Below are 6,200 nucleotides of genomic sequence, written 5' to 3'. Positions count from 1 at the left end.
ACGGCAGCCTGATCGACATGGTCCGGGAATATGTGACGCCCAAGACCATCCTGGAGACCAGCGGCGGCGACTCCTCGACCGGAGAGTTCAATGCGCCGCCGGCCGGCGCGCAAGGCGCCGTGTTCACGCCGCTGCCGCCGCCCCGGATGCCGCCAAAGGACGAGCAATAGGCCCTTCACCATCGCGGCAGAGGCGCGCTGGAAAACCGCGCCGCGCTGGCGCATGTTGTTGACCTCCCTCAATTTGGCCTTATCGGCTTTCGATAAGAACCTGAGGGTGGAGGGTGCGTGCTCCTAGCTGTCTTCTCGGATATCCACGGCAACCGGCAGGCGTTCGAGGCATGCCTGAAGGTGGCCCGCGCGAAGGGCGCGGAGCGATTCGTCCTGCTCGGCGACTTTGTCGGCTATGGCGCCGATCCGGAATGGGTCGTGGAGACAGCGATGAGGTTGGTCGAGGAGGGCGCCGTCGCCGTTCGCGGCAACCATGACGAAGCGGTCAACACCACGACCGAGACGATGAATGCCGAAGCCCAGATCGCGATCGAATGGACCCGTGGGCGGCTCGACGTGGCGCAGCGACGCTTCCTGGCCGAACTGCCGATGGTCGTGGACGAGAAGGAGCGCCTTTACGTCCACTCCGAAGCATCACAGCCGACCCGCTGGCACTATGTCCGTGCCACCGCCGACGCGGCCAAGAGCCTGATCTCGACGCCCGCCCATGTCACCTTCTGCGGCCACATCCACCGCCCGGCGCTGTACTCGATGTCGGTGACGGCGAAGATGACGAGTTTCGTGCCGAAGACCGACGTTCCCGTGCAACTCCTGCGCGGGCGGCAATGGCTGGCCGTGCTCGGCTCGGTCGGCCAGCCGCGCGACGGCGATCCGTCCGCATCCTTCGTGCTGTTCGACACGGTGTCGTGCGAGATCACCTATTGCCGCGCGCCCTACGACATCGAGACGGCCGCGAGCCGCATCCGCGAGAACGGCCTGCCGCATTGGCTCGCCGACCGGCTGTCGCAGGGACGCTAGAGGCCGATGCCGAAACCCCTGGTCAAGCCCGGCGCGGAGATCGACGGCTACACCATCGGCGAATGCGTCCATGCCGGCGGCATGGCGACGCTGTGGAGCGTCACCCATCCCGACATCGACGTGCCGCTGCTGATGAAGATCCCGCGGGTGTCGGAGGGCGAAGACCCGGCCGCGATCGTCTCCTTCGAGATGGAGATGATGATCCTGCCCCGGCTCGCGGGACCGCACGTGCCGGCCTGTTTCGGCACCGGCGATTTCGCGCATCAGGCCTATGTCGCGATCGAGCGCATTCCAGGGACCACGCTCTACAAGCGGCTGCCCGACCTGCCGCTGCCTTACGAGGAGGCGCGGCAGCTGGTTGCGAAGATCGCGACGGCGCTTGCCGATCTGCACCGGCAGAACGTGATCCATCACGACATCAAGCCGAGCAGCATCATGTTCCGCGGCAGCGGCGAGGCGGTGCTGATCGACTACGGTCTGTCGCACCACAATCATCTGCCTGATCTCTTGCAGGAGGAGTTCCGGCTGCCTTACGGCACCGCGCCCTACATGGCGCCGGAACGGCTGTTGGGCGTGCGCGACGATCCGCGCAGCGATCTGTTTTCGCTGGGCGTGCTGCTCTATTTCTTCACCACCGGCGAGCGGCCGTTCGGCGAAGGCGAGACGCTGCGCGCGATGCGGCGCAGGCTGTGGCGCGACCCGCATCCACCGCGCGGCTTGCGCGCCGACTATCCGCCCTGGCTCCAGGAAGTGGTGCTGCGCTGCCTGGAGATCGAGCCGGTGTGGCGCTATCCGACCGCGTCACAGCTGGCTTTCGACCTCACCCATCCGGACCAGGTCAGGCTCACCGCCCGCTCGGAGCGGATCAAGCGCGATCCGCTCAGCGTCGCCTGGCGGCGGCGCTTCAATCAGGGCGTCATGGCGCCGCGCGCGAAGTCGGACGTCGCCGAGCAGATCGCCTCGAGCCCGATCGTCGCGGTCGCGCTCGATACCGCCGAAGGCGCGCCGGAGCTGAACGAGGCGCTGCGCATCACCACCGAGCGCATTCTGGCCACGTTACCTTCGGCGCGGCTTGCCTGCGTCAATGTCCTCAAGCTCAACCGCATCGCCATTGACAAGACGTTGGACGAGCAGGGTTCCAACAAGCACATCGACCGCCTGGTGGCGCTCCGGCATTGGGCTACGCCGCTGAAGCTCGAGGAGAGCCGGCTATCGGTTCACGTGCTGGAGGCGGTCGATCCCGCCACGGCGCTGCTGGAATTCGCCGAGATGAACTCGGTCGACCATCTCATCATCGGGGCGCGGCAAAATTCGTTCAGGCGTACCTGGCTCGGCAGCGTCTCGGCCAAGGTGGCCGCAGAGGCGATCTGCACCGTCACCGTGGTGCGACCGCCGCGGATGGCTGCGGATGCGGCGAGGGCAGGCGTCGGCGTGGTGTGGGGCTAGGAAGGATCAGGCCGCGTGGGCGGTGTGGCCGTCGCGCTTGCGGCGGATCGGCCAGGCGAACCGCGGCCCTTGCTCGCCGTGCTCCGCATGGCCGCCGAAGAACTGGATGATCTCGCGGCAGGGCTCGCAATTGAAGAGGTTACGCGACGCGGTTGCCTTGGTCATTTCCTTCAGGCAGTTCGGGCAATGCGGCTTCATGGGGCGTTCCGGAAAGAGGAATTCTCAGTGCCGGCGAGGCGAGCGGAGCGGATGGTCCAGGTCCGAATTGTCGAGCCCGGCATCGTCGCCCGGCGCGCCATCGGCGTGCTCGAGGCGGCCGAAGAAATAGTCGAGGTTCGGATGCGGGCGGCGCGGGATACGGCACCTGCGCTTCGGCTGACGTTTCACGATCGCGACCTGCATGGCATCAGCCCCGGCGAAATCGAGAGTGAGGGAAGCGGGCAGATCGTGCCGTGACCTTCGCCGGTCCGGCTGATGGGCCAAACACGACAAATGCACTGAAACCAAGCCACAACGCCACGCCAGTCCAAACCAGGGTCGTCGTCATGATGTGCTCCCGTCAAAAGCAGGCAGGAATCACTTGTGGTGATTTGCGCGAATCAGGGAAGCCCGGATGAGTACGGATTCAGGTTGCAATTTTAGGCATCGCGCGCCGCAACACCCGTAAGAACCGCAGCCTTTTGCGTGTGCGGCCGCCGCATCTTGCCCGCGCGCGCGCCTTCGAGGAGATCCCGGACGCGCGGAGCGTCTCGAACACAGCGAAACCCGTAGCAGCCGGTGTAGTCGGTATCGGGCGAACGGGTCGATCGCCCCGACGCGAAGTTGAGGTGACCGGCGCCACCGCCGATGTCGAGGATCTCAATGTCCGCGTCCATCGCCTGGAACGGCGTCTGGCTCACCGTCCGTCTGCCCCAGGCCGTTCGCAGGATCAGCGCGCGGCGATCGGTGATCAGATAGAGCGTCYGCAGGTCCTGCAACAGCATCACCAGCGGGGCCGCAACCATCGCAACTCCGAGCATCACGAGAGGTTGGGTCGCCTGTCCGATCCAGTCGTTTCTGATGGCGATGACGGTCAGCAACAGCCAGGGGAATCCGATCCACCAGAGAAATCGCCACATCATCATGCGGGCGACGCCGTCGGGCTGGCCCTGCCAGACCACCTGCTCCCCGTCTTGCAGGACCTCGACAAGCAGACGCCGCAGGCCTGCGGAAAACGGAGTGGCGCGGACTTCATCCATTCTCATTGGTCGCCGCGGCCGCAAGGCCGGTTCGGACCGCGAAGAGCCGTCAGATGGCCTCGCCGCGCGCCGTTGCCGCCGCGTTGCGGATCGCCGCGATGTTGGTCTTGTAAGCCTCCTGCGTGCCGCCCTTGAACACGGAGGTGCCGGCGACGAAGGCATTGGCGCCGGCTGCGGCCAGCGCGCCCGCGACGTCGGGGCCGACGCCGCCGTCGACCTCGATGTCGATCGGACGTCCCGCCGTCATCGCGCGGATGTCGCGGATCTTGCCGATCGCGGAGGGGATGAAGGCCTGGCCGCCGAAGCCGGGATTGACCGACATCACCAGCACGAGGTCGACGAGGTCGATGACGTATTCGAGCACGCTGATCGGCGTGCCCGGATTGAGCGAGACGCCGGCCTTCTTGCCGAGCGCGCGGATCGCCTGGAGCGAGCGGTGCAGATGGGGACCGGCCTCCGCATGCACCGTGATGTGGTCGCAGCCGGCCTTGGCGAAGGCCTCGAGATAGGGGTCGCAGGGCGAGATCATCAGATGCGCGTCGAAGATCTTCTTGGTGTGCGGGCGCATCGCCTTGATGACGTCGGGGCCATAGGAAATGTTCGGGACGAAGTGCCCGTCCATCACGTCGAGATGGATCCAGTCGGCACCGGCCGCGTCCACCGCGCGCACCTCTTCGCCGAGCCTGGAGAAATCCGAGGCCAGGATCGAGGGGGCGATTGCCAGGGGGCGGGGGGTGAAGGCTTGGGTCATGGCGCTGTTTCCCGTGGCGGCCGAAAGAGGAATGGCCTCGCCTAACATGGGCCTCCGTGGCGGGCAATGCAGGACAGGCGGGCTGCCTGTGGGCGGAAATTTCTGCCGTCTGCGGCACGAATTGCCGATATTGCCGGACCGCGCGGGGTGCGCTGGAAGCGGAATTCATTGAGCTTTTCGCGCTGGCACGACGCTTGCTGACTTCCTTGCCGGAACATTGACCGCGGCATGCCCGCATCGGTTGGAGTTGTGCAATGTTGTTTGCCCTTGGCGCCGTCTCGACTGCGCTCGACGCGATCCAGTCGCTGACGAATTCGAAATCGTCGTCCTCGACCCACAAGACGGGATCGTCGCAAAGCGCGCCGACCAATCCGTTCGCGATCGACAGCGGCAGCAACAGCACGAGCAGCGGCGCGACCTCGTCGGTCAATGCAGGCAAATATCCGCAGATATCGCCGGAGACGATGAACGCGTTGTTCGCCGCGCAAAGCCAGTCCTCGGACGGCACCGGCAGCGCGACCACCTCGACCTCGTCGAGCTCGACGTCTGCCTCGGCATCAACATCCACGAGTCGCGAGGACGCCCTCAAGCACCTGTTCTCGCAAATCGATGCCGACGGCGACGGCAAGATCACCAAGTCGGAATTCGAGGACGCGCTGGGCGCCGGCGGCACCAACCTGGCACAGGCCGACGACGTGTTCTCCAAGCTCGATGCGAATTCCGACGACAGCGTCAGCCTCGACGAGATGTCGAAGGCGCTGAAGAGCGGCCATGGCGGCCACCACCACGCCCAGGGCGCAGGCGACGCGTCCGGCAGCAGCTCGGATTCCTCGTCGCAGAGCGGCGGCTCGACCTCGACCACGACGACCGGTGCCGACGGCTCGACCACCACCACCGTCACCTATGCCGACGGCTTCAAGATGTCGACGACGGTCCCGGGCGCCTCCAGCTCTTCCCGTAATTCGGCCTACGATCTGTTCGCGCAGTTGATGCAGCGGCAAGGGCAAGGCGCATCAGCGACTGCCGGTTCGTCCATGTCGATGAGCGTGTGACGCCCACTCGCTGTCATGCCCCGGCTTGACCGGGGCATCCAGTACGCCGCGGCTTCTCGGTTCAATCACTACCGTCTCTGGAATACTGGATCGCCGGTCTTCGCCGGGCGACGACGCGTGACGCGTGGAGAGAGGGGCGTTCGTGCTACGCGCCGAACCGGTCCTTCCACGCCGGCAGCGCGCCGGGGAACGGCAACGCCGTCGCGGTGTACACGCCCCGTGCGATTGCGCGCGCGACCACATTGGCGGCGACGGTGCCGAGTTCGGTGAGCCCGACCAGCGGCTCGATCGGCTTTTCGCAGGTTGCAGCGGCGAACAGCACGTCGCCGTCGGTCGGTGCATGCACCGGATAGATGGCGCGGGCAAAGCCGGTGTGCGCGATCATCGCGAGACGCTTGGCCTGTGGTTTGGTCAGCACCGCGTCGGTGACGACGACGCCGATGGTGGTGTTTTCGCGCGCACTCGCGGCGGGACCGCCCTTGATGCGCATGCGGAGCATGTCGTCGGTGAACTTGTCAGGCAGGCCGCGTCCGCCGAATTCGCCGTCCACCTCGAACGGCGCCGCCCAGAACCACGGCCCGTTGCCGACCGTGACGCTGCCGACCGCGTTGACGGCGACGATCGCCGCGACCTTCACGCCATCAGGCGTCACCGCCGAGGCCGAGCCGAGGCCGCCCTTGAATGT

At 66.3% G+C, this 6,200-nt stretch carries 8 protein-coding genes; 4 read left to right on the top strand and 4 right to left on the bottom strand.

Translation table 11 applies throughout. The annotated features are described in order from the left end of the window. The first annotated feature begins 287 nt into the window (after window positions 1-287). Both ACXJL8_RS30680 and ACXJL8_RS30675 read left to right on the top strand, forming a co-directional pair. Window positions 288-1,028 (top strand): metallophosphoesterase family protein, encoded by a 741-nt coding sequence (locus ACXJL8_RS30680; RefSeq protein WP_456621330.1) that lies wholly within the window; start codon window positions 288-290, stop codon window positions 1,026-1,028. A gap of 6 nt (window positions 1,029-1,034) precedes the next feature. Beyond that, window positions 1,035-2,474, top strand: coding sequence for a serine/threonine protein kinase (locus ACXJL8_RS30675; RefSeq protein WP_456621331.1), 1,440 nt, complete (start codon window positions 1,035-1,037; stop codon window positions 2,472-2,474). A gap of 6 nt (window positions 2,475-2,480) precedes the next feature. Here ACXJL8_RS30675 and ACXJL8_RS30670 read toward each other — a convergent pair whose 3' ends face one another. After that, a complete protein-coding gene (locus tag ACXJL8_RS30670) occupies window positions 2,481-2,672 on the bottom strand; it encodes a hypothetical protein (RefSeq protein ID WP_456621332.1) in 192 nt (63 codons plus the stop codon). A gap of 51 nt (window positions 2,673-2,723) precedes the next feature. Between ACXJL8_RS30670 and ACXJL8_RS30665 the strand changes: the two genes are divergently transcribed. Beyond that, window positions 2,724-2,930 carry a hypothetical protein gene (locus ACXJL8_RS30665; RefSeq protein ID WP_456621333.1) on the top strand — a complete coding sequence of 69 codons (207 nt, stop codon included), beginning with the start codon at window positions 2,724-2,726 and terminating at the stop codon, window positions 2,928-2,930. Between the two features lie 182 nt (window positions 2,931-3,112). Here ACXJL8_RS30665 and ACXJL8_RS30660 read toward each other — a convergent pair whose 3' ends face one another. Both ACXJL8_RS30660 and rpe read right to left on the bottom strand, forming a co-directional pair. After that, window positions 3,113-3,712: a hypothetical protein gene (locus ACXJL8_RS30660; RefSeq protein WP_456686133.1), complete on the bottom strand. Its 600-nt coding sequence runs from the start codon at window positions 3,710-3,712 to the stop codon at window positions 3,113-3,115. A gap of 49 nt (window positions 3,713-3,761) precedes the next feature. Further along, entirely contained in the window at window positions 3,762-4,463 is a 702-nt protein-coding gene (gene rpe / locus ACXJL8_RS30655; protein WP_456621335.1) for a ribulose-phosphate 3-epimerase, read from the bottom strand. A 254-nt stretch (window positions 4,464-4,717) separates the two neighbouring features. Between rpe and ACXJL8_RS30650 the strand changes: the two genes are divergently transcribed. After that, a complete protein-coding gene (locus ACXJL8_RS30650) occupies window positions 4,718-5,515 on the top strand; it encodes an EF-hand domain-containing protein (protein ID WP_456621336.1) in 798 nt (265 codons plus the stop codon). A gap of 145 nt (window positions 5,516-5,660) precedes the next feature. Here the strand turns inward: ACXJL8_RS30650 and ACXJL8_RS30645 are convergent. Next, on the bottom strand, window positions 5,661-6,200 hold a 540-nt coding region (locus ACXJL8_RS30645; RefSeq protein ID WP_456686132.1), incomplete at its 5' end, for a P1 family peptidase.

The sequence above is a fragment of the Bradyrhizobium sp. P5_C11_2 genome, assembly GCF_054049755.1.
This window is presented reverse-complemented; position numbering and strand designations above follow the sequence as displayed.

Coding starts and splice junctions, on each gene's coding strand:
- ACXJL8_RS30675 (WP_456621331.1), top strand. CDS start 1,035: ATGCCGAAACCCCTGGTCAAGCCCGGCGCGGAGATCGACGGCTACACC.
- ACXJL8_RS30670 (WP_456621332.1), bottom strand. CDS start 2,672: ATGAAGCCGCATTGCCCGAACTGCCTGAAGGAAATGACCAAGGCAACC.
- ACXJL8_RS30665 (WP_456621333.1), top strand. CDS start 2,724: ATGGTCCAGGTCCGAATTGTCGAGCCCGGCATCGTCGCCCGGCGCGCC.
- rpe (WP_456621335.1), bottom strand. CDS start 4,463: ATGACCCAAGCCTTCACCCCCCGCCCCCTGGCAATCGCCCCCTCGATC.
- ACXJL8_RS30650 (WP_456621336.1), top strand. CDS start 4,718: ATGTTGTTTGCCCTTGGCGCCGTCTCGACTGCGCTCGACGCGATCCAG.